Source organism: Jiangella aurantiaca, from assembly GCF_004349105.1.
Classification (GTDB): Bacteria; Actinomycetota; Actinomycetes; order Jiangellales; family Jiangellaceae; genus Jiangella; species Jiangella aurantiaca.
This window is the reverse complement of sequence record NZ_SMLB01000006.1, coordinates 68,054-81,157: the sequence shown is the minus strand read 5'-3', so window position 1 is coordinate 81,157 and position 13,104 is coordinate 68,054. Positions and strand designations below refer to the sequence as shown.

Below are 13,104 nucleotides of genomic sequence, written 5' to 3'. Positions count from 1 at the left end.
GGTCATGTGCTGCACACCACACCATTATTTGATGCCAATCTCAAAGAATAGTCGGGGGCCGCCCCGCCCGCTACCGGAAGGCACCGGGACCATGAGTGATCACCAGCGCACTGAGCTGCTCGACGAGCAGACGGGTCATCTGCAGAAGGCACTCAAGCGGTTCGACATCCTGTTCCTGATCATCGCCGCGGTCATCAGCCTCGAGACCCTCGGCCAGGTCTCCGTCTTCGGTGCCGAGGCGCTCACCTGGTCGGCGATCCTCGCCGTCGCCTTCGTCATCCCATACGCGCTGCTCTTCGCCGAGGTGGGCGCGGCCTTCAGCGAGGAGGGCGGCGCCTACACCTGGGTCCGCAACGCGTTCGGCCGCGTCGCGGGCGCGATCGCCGCGCTCCTCACCTGGGTCACCCAGCCGATCTGGGTCGGCGGCTCGATGGCCTTCCTCGCCGCGGAGACGGTGAACACCTATCTCGTCGGCCTGCCCCACGGCTCCGCGGCCGACTACATCTTCAAGATCGTCTTCATCTGGTGCACAGTGCTCGCCGCCGTGGTGAGCCTGCGCAAGGGCAAGTGGCTGCCGACCAGCGGCGCGATCCTCAAGCTCGCGCTGCTCGCCTTCTTCGTGCTCACCACCGTCGTCTACGCGGCCCAGCACGGCGTCGAGGGCCTCCACGCCGGCGACTTCAGCCCCACCCTGGCGGGACTGCTCGGCCTCGCCCCGGTCCTGTTGTTCGCCTTCCTCGGCTTCGAGTCGTCCAACAGCGCCGCGGAGGAGATGGAGAACCCGGCCCGCGACGTGCCGATCTCGATCGCGCGCTCCTCGACGGCCGCAGCGCTCTGCTACATCCTGCCCGTGCTGGCCATCCTGCTGGTGGTGCCGAAGGACGACATCACCGGCATCTCCGGGCTGCTCGAGGCCGTCGGCGTGGTGTTCACGGTGTACGGTCCGGCCGCGGACGCGCTCGGCACCGTCACCGCGATCGGGTTCGTGTACATCCTGATGAGCCAGGGCGCCGCGTGGATGATCATCTCCGACCGCATGCAGGCCATCGCCGCGGCGGACGGCGCCTTCTTCGGCGGCTTCTTCGGCCGTTTCCACCCCCGTCTCGGCACCCCGGTCCGCGTCAACCTGCTGTCCGGCGTCGTCTCGACGACCTTCATGGTGGCCGCGATGCAGGTGACAGGCAGCAGCGCGGCGCTGTTCACCGTCGTCCTCATCATCTCGATCTCGACGTTCCTGCTCAGCTACCTGATCGTGATCCCGGCCGCGGTCCGGCTCCGCACGGCGTACCCCCACGTGAAGCGGCCGTTCAAGGTGCCGGTGTCCGACCGCGGGTACGCGGCGCTGGGTGCCGTCGCCTTCGCCTGGGTGCTGCTCGGCTCCTGGGTCGCCGTCTTCCCCGGCACGCTGGAAGCCCTCTTCGGCCTCGACTACGACTTCCAGGAGATCTGGGGCGTCAGCCACCTGCAGTTCCAGGTACTCACGCTGGGCACGCTCGCCGGTCTGCTCGTCCTCGGCGTCGCCGGCTACGTCCGCGGCGCCCTGGTCCGCCGCGCCGTGACCGCCGCGGCGGTCCCCGCCACACCGTCCGTCACTCCAGAAGGGACCGTTTCGTGACCGCTCACCCGCTCGACCGCCTCACCGCCGAGGAGATCGCCCACAACCGCGACATCCTCGACCGAGCCGGCCTGATCGGTCCCGCCACGCGCTTCCCGCTGGTCATGCTCGTGGAGCCGCCGAAACACGAGGTGCTCTCGTGGCAGGAGGACGACCCCTGGAACCGGTGCGTCCGCACCACCCTGCTGGACCGCGACACCGGCGCCGTCTCGGAGGTGGTCGCCTCACTCACCCATGACAAGGTCGTCTCGCGGCGCGACGTCGACGTCACCGCCGAGGGCCAGCCGCCGATCATGGGTGAGGAGTTCCAGCTCGTCGAGAAGATCCTCTGGCAGGACCCGGGCTGGCGTGCGGCGATGGCCCGCCGAGGACTCGACGAGCCGGAGCGGATCCGCGTCTCAGCGCTCAGCGCCGGCTGCTTCGACATCCCGGGCGAGGACGGCCGCCGGCTGGTGCGGTGTCTGTCCTTCCTGCAGCTCGACGGCAGCGACAACGTGTGGGCGCACCCCATCGACGGCGTCGTCGCCTATGTCGACCTGATCACCGGCGACGTGGTCGAGCTGATCGACGACGGCATCTTCCCGCTGCCGGCTGAGCGGGCCGACTTCGAACTGCGCGCCGAGAACCGCCCGGTGCGCGACACCCAGAAGCCGATCGAGATCAGCCAGCCCGAGGGCCCGTCGTTCACGGTCGACGGCAACATCGTGCGCTGGGAGAACTGGCAGTTCCGGATCGGGTTCGACCAGGTCGAGGGGCTCACCCTCCATCAGATCGGCTTCGAGGACGGCGGCCGGCTGCGCCCGATCGTCTACCGCGCCTCGGTGGCCGAGATGGTGGTCCCCTACGGCGACCCCTCCCCCGTCCGGTTCTGGCAGAACTACTTCGACGCCGGGGAGTACTCGCTCGGCAAGGAGGCCAACTCGCTCGAGCTCGGCTGCGACTGCCTGGGCGAGATCCACTACTTCGACGCCGTCATCGCCGACGACGACGGCAACCCCAGGACGATCCGCAACGCGATCTGCATGCACGAGGAGGACGTCGGCGTGCTGTGGAAGCACACAGACATGTACAACGGCTCCAGCTCCACGCGCCGGCAGCGCCGGCTGGTGATCTCGTTCTTCATCACCGTGGGCAACTACGACTACGGGTTCTACTGGTACCTCTACCTCGACGGCACCATCGAACTGGACTGCAAGGCCACCGGCGTCGTGTTCGCGTCGGCCTACCCCGGGCCGCGCGCCGACGGCTCGCTGTACCCGTGGGCCTCGGAGATCGCCCCGGGCGTGGGAGCGCCGTTCCACCAGCACCTGTTCTCCGCGCGGCTGGACATGATGGTCGACGGCGTGGGGAACGCCGTCGACGAGGTCGACGCCGTCCGGGTGCCGGTCGGGCCGGAGAACCCGTACGGCAACGCCTTCACCCGCAGAGCCACGCGCATCCGCCGTGAGTCCGAAGGCGCCCGGACGGCCGACGGCAGCGTCGGGCGGACCTGGCACGTGGTGAACCCCGAGCGCCGGAACCGGATGGGGCAGCCGGTCGGCTACGCGCTCATCCCGGAGGGGCAGCCCACGCTGCTCGCCGACCCGTCGTCGTCGATCGCCAAGCGGGCGGCGTTCACCACCCGGCATCTGTGGGTCACGGCGCAGCACGACGCCGAGCGCTACCCGTCCGGGCAGTACGTCAACCAGAACCCCGGCACCACCGGCATCGACACGTGGATCCGGGCCGACCGAGACCTGGACGGCCAGGACCTGGTGTTGTGGCACACCTTCGGGCTCACCCACTTCCCGCGGCCCGAGGACTGGCCGATCATGCCGGTCGACCACACGGGGTTCGTGATGAAGCCGGTCGGGTTCTTCGACCAGAACCCGGCCCTCGACGTGCCGGCGCCACGGTCGTCGCACTGCCACACCACCGAGTCGACGGCCGCCGCGGACGCCTGCTCATGTCACTGACCCATGGGCGCCTCGCAGGCCACTGCATCAGTACATCAGATGCAGAAGGCCTGGAACATCTGTTGGACAGGTGTACTGCCACCCGATGAGGATTCATGTGACGCAAGCGTGACCGTCACGACACAGGAACATCGCCGTTCGGTGCGGAGGTTGATATGTCGAGCGAAGAGGTCGAAGTCCTCGTCGTCGGGGGCGGCCAGGCCGGGCTGGCGATGAGCGAGCACCTGCGCGAAGGTGGCGTACCCCACCTCGTCCTGGAGCGGCACCGCATCGCTGAGCGGTGGCGCTCGGAACGGTGGGACTCCCTCGTCGCGAACGGACCCGCTTGGCACGACCGCTTTCCCGGGCTGGAGTTCCTCGACCTCGATCCGAACGCCTTCGCCTCGAAAGAGCAGGTCGCCGACTACTTCGTCGCATACGCGGAGAAGATCGCCGCGCCGATCCGATGCGGAGTGGAGGTGACGTCCGTACGCAGGATCGCAGGCCGGGCCGGTTTCCGCGCCGAGACGTCGGACGGCGTCGTTGACGCACGCTTCGTCGTCGCCGCGACCGGGCCGTTCCAGCGCCCGGTCTTCCCGCCACTGGTTCCCGACGGCGCGGGACTGCTGCAGCTCCACTCCAGCGGCTACCGCAACCCGGCGCAGCTGCCCGACGGTGCCGTCCTGGTCGTCGGAGCGGGATCGTCAGGGGCGCAGATCGTCGACGAGCTCCAGCGGTCCGGGCGGCGCGTCTACCTCTCCGTCGGCCCGCACGACCGCCCCCCGCGCAGGTATCGCGGACGCGACTTCGTCTGGTGGCTCGGCGTGCTGGGCATGTGGGACGCCCAGACCCCTCCCCTGGGCGCGGAACACGTCACGATCGCCGTCAGCGGCGCACACGGGGGTCACACCGTCGACTTCCGAGCCCTCGCCGCGCGCGGCGTCACCCTCGTCGGCCGCACGACGTCCTTCGATGATGGCGTTCTGCGCTTCGCCCCGGACCTCGCCGACAACATCGCCGACGGCGATGCGAACTACCTGTCGCTGCTCGACGCGGCCGATGCCTACGTCGCGCGCAACGGCCTCGATCTCCCCGAGGAGCCTGAGGCACGAGTGCTGGGGCCCGACCCGGACTGCCTGATCGACCCCGTTCGCGACCTCGACCTCGCCGCCGCGGGCATCACGTCGATCATCTGGGCCACCGGCTTCGCGCTCGACTACAGCTGGCTGCAGGTGGACGCGTTCGACGACGACGGCAAGCCGGCGCACCGACGTGGCGTCTCGTCCGAGCCCGGCGTGTACTACCTCGGGCTACCGTGGCTCTCGCGCCGCGGTTCGAGCTTCATCTGGGGGGTCTGGCACGACGCCAAGTACGTGGCCGACCACATCATCACGCAGCGCCACTACCTCGCCTACGAGACCTCCTAACTGCTCCGGCCGGCCCTGCTGCCTCACACGCGCCCGACGACGTAGACCGCGCACGCGGTGCCGAGGATCAGCTGATGCGGCGGCTCATCGCTCCAGTTCAAGCGTGGTGTGGAGGGTGAGTCCAGGTGGGCAAGTCCTCCTCGGACGCTCAGAAGTATCCCTCTCACCAGCGGAAATGTGAGTGAGGGGCAGGTCATCTGGTCCTCGTGTGCCGCTCCCTGAGCGCGTGGTGCCGACGCGGAATCGCCCGCCGAGCCCTGAGCCTCAGGTACCTCGTCGAGCACGCATCTCACGAGCGCGAGTCCGGGACCTGCCGGCGGCCTGCCCGGAGCCGGGCGGCCCGATCACCGTCCGGGGCGCGCGACACCCGGTTCGCGTCGGCGAAATCGGGCATTCCACCGTCCCCATGTCACTGTCACCTGATCCCCGCGCCCGGGACGATCAGGTGACGTACACGACGACAGCGCCAGGGGTGCACCTGAAAACCCTCCACCATGCGGACACGAAACGATCAGGTGCATCAGGCCCGCCGATTCGCGACGGAACGCCACCTGATCACCGGCCGCCCTGGCCCGGAGTGGCCCGGCATGCTCCCCGAACGACACCTGGACCGGCCGTCGAGGACCAGGCACCGTCAGCGCGACGACGCCACATCACCAGGCGTACTCCCGCTCCACCACGCATGCATGCCTGGGCAAGCGAACGGACCCATAGGTAACGTGATCATTTCGCCTGCCCAATCGGCTAGTAGGACGGGACCATGTCGAAATAGGTGGCGGGGTTGTCGATGAACAGCCGTTGGACGATCTCCTTCACCCGCGCCTCCTCGTAACCCCGCTCAGCCAACTCGGTGCGGAAGCGGCGCAGCCAGGGGCCGGCGATGTAGCCGAGTCCCGGGCCGCCGGTATACGTCGTCAGGTCGGTTCGCCGGGCCAGGTCGCCGCCGATCACCACCTGCCGCTCGTAGCCGGCCTCGATCAGGTGGATCAGCAGGTCGATGCGGACGCTCTCCGGGAGATATTTGATCTTCGAGAAGCCGTCGTAGCACAGGTAGGCACCGGTCTTGGCGATCTCCCGGTGCAGCCACGGGTCCGGGTTGCGGGTGACGTGGACGAAGCCGACCCGGCGGGTGTCCACGCCCTCCTCGCGCAGCAGCGCCAGCTGCTCTGGCACCATCGTCCCGGTCTCCGTGTGCCCGTGCAGCGGCGCGCCGGTGCGGCGATGCGCACGTGCGGCGGCCCGGAGCACGCGCTCCTCCACCGGCGAGATGTGGTTGTAGCCGGTGCCGAACTTGATGACGCCCGCACGCACGTCGGTACCATCCATGCCGGTCGTGATGTCAGCGACGATCTGCTCCTCGAGCCGGTCCACGGACCAGTCGGCCAGCAGGTCGTCGAACCAGCGGCCCTTGTTGAACCCGGCGCAGCCGATGATCCGCACCCCGGTACGTTCGGAGATCCGCCGCAGCGCCAGCGGGTCGCGTCCGTAGTCCCAGGCCGACGCCTCGTACATCGCCTCGACGCCGACGTCGCGGGCGAGCAGGGTCTCCGCGACCGCCTTCTCCTCGTCGAGGATGACGAGGTCGGGATCGCGTTCGGCCATCCATGCCGGCGGCGACGCCACGAGGTGCTCGTGCGCGTACGTGAAGCCCAGCTGGTCGGGACGGATGTCACCGGTAACCGTGCGGATGATGAGGGATCACCTTCTCTGTTCGTCGGACAGGTAGTACGAGACAGCGGCCCGGCGCGCCCGCTCGTAGTGGGCCCGCCGGTGCGCCCAAGCCGCGGCGTGTTCCGGCCGGGGGTCCTGCCGCACCGCCGCGAGCCCGGCCGGGCAGTCGTGCCCGAGCGCCCGCCAGGCCAGCCGGGCGGCGCCGATGGCCGACGCGTCGGGCGTGGCCAGGGTGCGCGAGGGCCGGTTGAGGACGTCGGTGATGACCGACGTCCACGCAGGCAGATTCGCGCCGCCACCGGTGAGCAGCAGTTGGCGGACGTGTGCCTCGCCCAGCAGGTCGGCCACGGCGGCCAGCTCGAAGGCGACCGCCTCGTACACGGCCTGGGCGATGTCAGCACCGGTGGTCGACGGCCGGACGCCGAACAACGTGCCGCGCAGCGCGCCGACGAAATCCGGCGTGCCACCGCCCGCGAGCTGCGGAAGGAACACGAGCGGGTCCTCCGGATCGGGCCGCCCGGCGGCTGCGGACAGCGCAGCGGTTCCGGCAAGCGAGCGCAGCCAGTTGACGGCCAACCCGCCGGTCAGCAGCGACGCGAGAGCGAATGCGCCGTCGCCGGCCGGCAGCGGATGGTAGGTCAGCCGGCCCGACCACTCCGGCGCGAACGGCTCGGCACCGAGGTGGGCGATCGCCGTCACCGACGTGCCGAGTGACACCAGCAGCTGCCCGGGCGACGGGTCGCCAGCGCCCAGGGCGGCCGCGGCCATGTCCCCCGTCCCAGCGACCACGGGTGTTCCAGTCCGCAGCGCCGTCCCGGGCCGAACGCGCCCGGCGACGGCCGAGCTGTCGACGATGGGCGGGAACATCCCGTTGTCGAGGCCCACGGCCGCGATCAGGTCGCCGTCCCAGCCACCCGTGCCGGCGCGCACCAGGAGGCTGTTGGCGGCGTCGGTGATCTCTGTCGCGAGCTCGCCGGTCAGGCGGAGCCGGACGTAGTCCTTCGCGCTGAGCCAGGCCGCGGCCTCGTCCAGCGACGCCGGTTCCGCGTCGCGCAGCCACAACAGCGTGGCGAGGGAGAAGACCGTGGTCAGCGGATTGTGCGTGGCCGACGTGAGTGCGTCACGGACCTCGGTGGGCAGGGCGGCGAGCTGGCCGGCGCCACGCGGGTCGGCCAGCAGCACGGCGTCCCGGACGGGCGCTCCTCTGTTGTCGACGAGGACCACCGAGCTCATGTTGCCGCTCAGCCCGACGACCTCGACGGCCTCGAGGCCGCCCAGCCGGTCCGCCAACGCCGCCAGGGCCGCTGTCGTCGACTCCCACCATCGCGCTGGGGACGCCTCGACCACACCGGCACGGTCGAGGATGCCGTGCGCAGCCGAGGCCACGGCCACCACGTCGCCGGCGGCGTCCAGCGCCAGGACCTTCACGCTGGTCGTGCCGACGTCGATGCCCACCGCCAGCGGGCTCACGCGGACGGCTCCGTCCGCAGCCGGGGCGACAGCCGTAGCCCGGCGTCGGCGGAGACGCGCAACGCCACCACGAAGCTGTCGCCGCGCACGTACGACACGCCGTATTCAGCCGGCTCGCCGCCACCCAGCATCGCCAGCCGGAACACCCGCATGACCGGAGCGTGGCGCGGTAGCTCCAGCAGCTTCGCGGTTTCGCGCGGTGCCTGCACCGCCGCCCACTCCTCGTCGGCGCGGTCGGGCCGGGCGTCCGCCCCGTACGTGCGCTCGAGATACTCGTACAGCGAGCCACTGCCGACGGCGTCCGCGTCCATCCGCGGGTAGCGGCGTTCCGGCAGCCACGAAGTCACGTGCGCCACCGGGACACTGTCGCTCACGATGACCCGCTCCACCCGCCACAGCAGCGCGTCGCCGGATACCCCGAGCCGCACCGGGGCCGCATCACCGGCGCTCGACGCCGGTGCTCGCTCGCAACGGAGCACCCGCTCACCCGTCGTGTGCCCGGCCCGGCGCAGGTCGTCGCTGAACGACGGCAACCGCTGCGCGGCCGCCGTCCGTACCGCCGGCGGGCCGGAGGAGAACGTGCCGCGTCCTTGGATGCGCGACACGAGGCCGCGGCTCTGCAACTCACGCAGCGCCTGCGTTGAGGTCGCCCGGCTCACGGCGAGGTGGCTGGCGATCTCGTGCTCCGACGGCAGCCGCACGCCGGCGCCGAGCTCGGTCAGCAGCGCCGCGATCTGGTCGGCGATCTGGCGGTAACGCGGCACGCCGCTGCTCGGTGACAGCGGTGTGAGCCGGCTGACCGGCAGCTCGGCGCCGGTTCCGGTGCGCGCGTCAGGATCGTCTCGGCTCATACGCCCACCCGCTTCCGCCAGCCGGCGATCAGGTCGGCGGCGGTCCGGACAACGTGGTCCACGACCCGCTCACCCTTGCCGGGTGTGGCCGCGGTCGCGTCGCCGAAGACGCCGCTGCGCGAGACGGTGTCCCACCGAACCGGTGCCGCGTCGAAGTCCTGCGGGTAGACCGGGTACTCGGTGACCGCCCGGTCCATCCGGACGTGGTCGGGCGCGAGCGCCAGCAGGACCGACGTCTCGATCTCGTCGGCGTGCATGATCGACGGGTGGCTGTCGGCGCTCTCGCGCACCTCCTTCGCCACCTCGGCCAGTCCGGGGTATGTCAGAGCGATGGCCGGCAGGCCACCGGTCTCCGCAAGTGTGCGGGCCGCCTTGCGCAGGGCGGCGGCGTTGCCGAGATGGGCGCTGAAGAGCACGATGCCGCGGACGCCGGCCCGGCTCAAGCCGCCGGCGAGATCCGTCACGAGCGCCACGAGTGTCTCATCACGCACGGACAGGCTGCCCGGGAAGTGCTCCAGCGACCACACCTGCCCATACGGAACGGTGGGCAACCGGAGCAGGCCTGCCGTGTTGGCCAGCCGTTCCGCGAGCCCGTCCGCTGCCAGGACGTCGGTCCCCAGCGGCAGGTGCGGCCCGTGCTCCTCGACGGCGCCGAACGGCAGCAGCGCGACCGGCTGCCGTTCGACGGCCTCGGCCACCTCCGGCCAGGTCAGGCCGGCCCAGTCGGTCATGCTCTGCTCCTTCGGGCGGGATCGAGCCGCCTGTTCACCAGCATCATCACGATCACGACACCACCCTGGACGATCAGCTGCACCGCAGCCGGCACGTCCATCGTCTCGAGCACTGTGCCGAGAAACACCAGGACAAGAACACCGGCGAACGTGCCGGTGGGTCCGCCACCGCCTCCGGTGAGGGCGACGCCCCCGATCACCGCCGCCGCGATCGACATCAGAGTGTAGGAAGTCCCGACGGTCAGCGACGGCGAGCCGGTGTAGGCGGCCAGGTGCAGGCCGGCCACCGAGGCGAGGACGCCGGACGCGATATAGGCGACCACGCTGTGCCGCGTCGTCGGCACCCCGGACAGCCAGGCAGCCCGCGGATTGGCGCCGACGGCGTAGTACCTCCGCCCGGCGACGGTGCGATACAGCGTGAGCGCCACGATTCCCCACACGCCCAGCCACAACAGGAGCGACCACGGCAAGGGTGTGCCGGCGATCCGGTCGTCGGCCAGCCCCCGGAAGCCGCCGGCGATACCGCCCCGCGGCTGCCCGTTGGTGTACACGTACGTGGCACCCTGCACGATGGTTCCGACCGCCAGTGTGACCAGCAGCGGGGCGATGCCCGCATAGGCCACGAGCAGGCCGTTGGCCAACCCGACCACCGCGCCGAGCGCCACCGTCGCGGCCACCGCCACGGCGATCCGGTCCGGGTTGCCGTCCATGACGGCTGCCGTCACGACCGTCGAGAGGCTGATCACGGAGCCGACTGACAGGTCCAGTCCGCGCACCAGGAGGACGAGCGTCTGCCCGAGCGCGACGATGCCGAGCGCGGCCTGATTGCCGAGCAGCCCGAGGATGCGGTCGGGGTCGAAGCCACGCGATGTCGTCGTTCCAAGAAGCACCAGGCAGACCGCGGCCAGGGCATAGCTCACCGCGAGATGCGGGTCGAGCCGGTGGCGTCGCGCCGGCAGGCCGGCGGTCGTCATGGGCGCTCCCGTCGCCGGGCCGCCTGGTAGAGCCACATCGCGGCGATGAGGATCAGTCCCTTCAGCACGAACTGGTAGTTGGTGTTCGTCCCGGTCAGCCTGATGACCTGGTCCACCACGCCGAGCAGGACCGCCGCCGGCAACACCGCGAGCACCGATCCCCGGCCCCCGGTCAGGGCGATGCCTGCCACCAGCACCGCGGTCACCGAGTCCAGGACGAACGGCGTCCCCGACAACGCGTCGCCGGAGTAGGTCCGCGCGATGACCGCCAGCCCGGCGAATGCCGCGAGTAGCCCTGCCGCGGAGTACGCCAGCAGCGTCACCCGGCCGACCGGCAGGCCCAGCCGCCGAGCGTTGTCAGAGGCGAAGCCGGCGGCTTGGAGCAGCCGGCCCCAACGCGCCTGAGTGGTCGCGAACCACACGAGTGCCAGCACCCCCACCGCCGCCATGAAGGCGACAGGGACAGTGCCGGCCTGCCAGGTGACTGCGTCGATGACGGCGCCAGGCACCGCGCCGCCCGGCGCACTGAGCCGCAACAGCGCGATGCCCTGGACGATGCCACCGGCCGCGAACGTCATGATCAGTGGGTTGACGCCAGCCAGCACGCCCAGGCCATTGGCCGCGCCCGCGGCCAAGCCGGCGAGCAGCGCGAGCGCCACGGCCACCGGCACCGACTCCGTTGTCGCCACGAGTACCGTCGCCAGTCCCAGCACGGCGCCGACCGACAGGTCGATGCCACCCAGCAGGACGACCACGGCCTGCCCGGTCGCCACCAGGAGCAGTGGCGCCAGCGACGCCATCAGCGACGTCATGCTGGTCGGCGTCCGGAAGGCGGGGAGCGCGATGGCAGCCCCAGCGGTCGTCAGCACCGCGAGCGCCCAGAGGCCCCACCCGGCCCGCAGACTGGACCGGGTGCTCGCGCCCAGCGGCAACCGCATCACCGTCATGCCGCCTCCCCTACTGCCAACCGCATGACCTGCTCCTCCGTCGCTGACGCTCCATCGAGGACGCCGGTCACCCGGCCGTCGTACATCACGGTGATCTCGTCGGCCAGCCCCAGCAGTTCCTGCATGTCGGTGGACACCAGCACGATCGCGACGCCCCGATCGGCCAACTCCCGCAGCAGTCCGTAGATCTCCGCGCGGGCGCCGACGTCGACGCCGCGGGTCGGATCGTTGAGGACGAGGACTCGCAGCGCGGGATGCAGCATCCACCGGCCGAACAGCGTCTTCTGCTGGTTGCCGCCCGACAGCTCACTGACCGGCTGGCGCTGCGATGACGCCGTCAGGCGAAGCCGGCGGACGACCCGGTCGACGGCCGCGGCCTCGCGCTTCGGCCGGCGCAGCCAGCCGCCGTTGACGGCCCGCCCCGCGACGACCGTCACGTTCTCGTCGACGCCGAGGCCGAACAGAAGCCCCTCGGTGCGCCGCTCCGGGGGCACGTACCCGATGCCCCGGCCGACCGCCGCGCGCGGGCTGCGCAGCCGGACCGGGTTCCCGTCGATCGTCACCGTCCCGGCCCGTGGCGCGCGTGCCCCGGCGAGGATCTCCGCGACGAGCGCCTGGCCGTGTCCTTCCAGTCCGGCCACACCCGCGATCGCGCCCGCCCGCGCGGTGAAGGTCACGTCGTGCAGGCCGTCGCCGCTGACACCGCGCAGGCCGGCCACCGGCGTCCCGTCGCCGCGTCCGCGCGGCGGATACAGCTGCGTGACGTCGCGGCCCACCATCGCGCTGATCAGGCCGTCGCGGGTGACGTCGCTCATCCGGCTCTCCGCCACCTTCACGCCGCCGCGCAACACGACGACGTCGTCGCAGAACCGGAACAGTTCATCGAGCCGGTGGGAGACGAGGACCACCGCGGCACCGCCGTCGGTCAGCCTGCGGGTGATGCGATACAACAGATCGACCTGCGGGTTCTCCAGCGACGACGTCGGCTCGTCCAGGATGAGCACACGCGGCGCCACGGCGACCGCCTTGGCGATCTCGACCAGCTGCCGCTGGCCCGGCGACAGCCGGGACACCGGCGCGGACGGCGCGATGTCCAGCTCGAGGTCGTCGAGCAGTGCACCCACTCGGCGCACCAGCCGGCCGTCGTCGATGCCCAGCCAGCCACGGGGCTCCCGGCCCAGGAGGACGTTCTCCGCGACGGTGAGGTTCGGAAAGAGGCTCAGCTCCTGATGGACCATCGCGATGCCGGCCGCCGCGTGTGCGGCCGGCCCGCCCCGCAGCGGCTCGCCACCGACGGCGACCTCACCGCGGTCCGGCGCGACCGAGCCGGCGATCATGTTCATCAAGGTCGACTTCCCGGCGCCGTTCTCACCGACCAGCGCCAGGACCCGGCCGGCCCGTGCCGTGAACGACACGTCGCCGATCGCACGGGTCGCGCCGAACGCCTTGGTGAGGCCGCGGCACTCCAGCAGCACGGTGTCCAC

At 71.0% G+C, this 13,104-nt stretch carries 10 protein-coding genes; 3 read left to right on the top strand and 7 right to left on the bottom strand.

All coding sequences use genetic code 11. The features are described from left to right. The first annotated feature begins 91 nt into the window (after nucleotides 1–91). The 3 genes from E1262_RS06505 to E1262_RS06495 all read left to right on the top strand — a co-directional run bounded on the left by E1262_RS06505 (nucleotide 92) and on the right by E1262_RS06495 (nucleotide 4,976). Entirely contained in the window at nucleotides 92–1,615 is a 1,524-nt protein-coding gene (locus E1262_RS06505) for an APC family permease (RefSeq protein WP_132102326.1), read from the top strand. Beyond that, on the top strand, nucleotides 1,612–3,570 hold the full coding sequence (locus E1262_RS06500; protein WP_132102325.1) for a primary-amine oxidase: 1,959 nt from the start codon (nucleotides 1,612–1,614) through the stop codon (nucleotides 3,568–3,570). Before E1262_RS06505 ends, E1262_RS06500 begins: the two co-directional genes overlap by 4 nt. A gap of 155 nt (nucleotides 3,571–3,725) precedes the next feature. Further along, nucleotides 3,726–4,976, top strand: a complete 1,251-nt coding sequence (locus E1262_RS06495) for a flavin-containing monooxygenase (protein ID WP_132102324.1) — start codon at nucleotides 3,726–3,728, stop codon at nucleotides 4,974–4,976. Nucleotides 4,977–5,720: 744 nt separating this feature from the next. Here the strand turns inward: E1262_RS06495 and E1262_RS06490 are convergent. The 7 genes from E1262_RS06490 to E1262_RS06460 are packed head-to-tail and all read right to left on the bottom strand — an operon-like array spanning nucleotide 5,721 to nucleotide 13,104. After that, nucleotides 5,721–6,629, bottom strand: a complete 909-nt coding sequence (locus tag E1262_RS06490) for a phosphotriesterase family protein (protein WP_275261643.1) — start codon at nucleotides 6,627–6,629, stop codon at nucleotides 5,721–5,723. Nucleotides 6,630–6,674: 45 nt separating this feature from the next. Continuing rightward, nucleotides 6,675–8,117 (bottom strand): FGGY family carbohydrate kinase, encoded by a 1,443-nt coding sequence (locus tag E1262_RS06485; RefSeq protein ID WP_132102322.1) that lies wholly within the window; start codon nucleotides 8,115–8,117, stop codon nucleotides 6,675–6,677. Beyond that, entirely contained in the window at nucleotides 8,114–8,968 is an 855-nt protein-coding gene (locus E1262_RS06480) for a GntR family transcriptional regulator (RefSeq protein ID WP_132102321.1), read from the bottom strand. The genes E1262_RS06485 and E1262_RS06480 overlap by 4 nt, the downstream gene beginning before the upstream one ends. Further along, nucleotides 8,965–9,699, bottom strand: a complete 735-nt coding sequence (locus tag E1262_RS06475) for a creatininase family protein (protein ID WP_132102320.1) — start codon at nucleotides 9,697–9,699, stop codon at nucleotides 8,965–8,967. The genes E1262_RS06480 and E1262_RS06475 overlap by 4 nt, the downstream gene beginning before the upstream one ends. Continuing rightward, nucleotides 9,696–10,673, bottom strand: a complete 978-nt coding sequence (locus tag E1262_RS06470) for an ABC transporter permease (protein WP_132102319.1) — start codon at nucleotides 10,671–10,673, stop codon at nucleotides 9,696–9,698. Before E1262_RS06470 ends, E1262_RS06475 begins: the two co-directional genes overlap by 4 nt. Beyond that, nucleotides 10,670–11,620 (bottom strand): ABC transporter permease, encoded by a 951-nt coding sequence (locus tag E1262_RS06465; protein WP_132102318.1) that lies wholly within the window; start codon nucleotides 11,618–11,620, stop codon nucleotides 10,670–10,672. Before E1262_RS06465 ends, E1262_RS06470 begins: the two co-directional genes overlap by 4 nt. Further along, entirely contained in the window at nucleotides 11,617–13,104 is a 1,488-nt protein-coding gene (locus tag E1262_RS06460) for a sugar ABC transporter ATP-binding protein (protein WP_132102317.1), read from the bottom strand. The genes E1262_RS06465 and E1262_RS06460 overlap by 4 nt, the downstream gene beginning before the upstream one ends.